Below are 294 nucleotides of genomic sequence, written 5' to 3'. Positions count from 1 at the left end.
AGGACGGCTGGTCACTTGACGTTTGTGCCAATCGTAGCTTAGCTATCGGTGAATTCTCACATCATCAAACAGTCTGCACCAGAACTTTGTACAACTATGTAGAACAAGGCCTAATTGCAATTAAGAACTATGATTTGCCTGAAAAAATTAAACGCAACACCAAGTTCCATCATGTTCGCAAAAACAAGAAAAAGCTGGGACGAAGCATCGAAGAGCGACCTAAAGAGATTGACCAGCGCAATGAATTTGGTCATTGGGAATGTGATCTTGTTCTAGGGCATAAAACCAAAGATG

General features: G+C 41.5%; 1 protein-coding gene. It reads left to right on the top strand.

What is annotated here, in order from left to right; all coding sequences use genetic code 11:
* A partial coding sequence (locus CP363_RS10605; RefSeq protein WP_143468732.1) for an IS30 family transposase occupies positions 1-294 on the top strand: 294 nt, incomplete at both ends.

The organism is Lactobacillus sp. UMNPBX12 (assembly GCF_002553955.1).
GTDB classification, from domain to species: domain Bacteria; phylum Bacillota; class Bacilli; order Lactobacillales; family Lactobacillaceae; genus Lactobacillus; species Lactobacillus crispatus.
The sequence above is the reverse complement of the archived record's forward strand: the minus strand, read 5'-3'. Positions and strand labels throughout refer to the sequence as shown.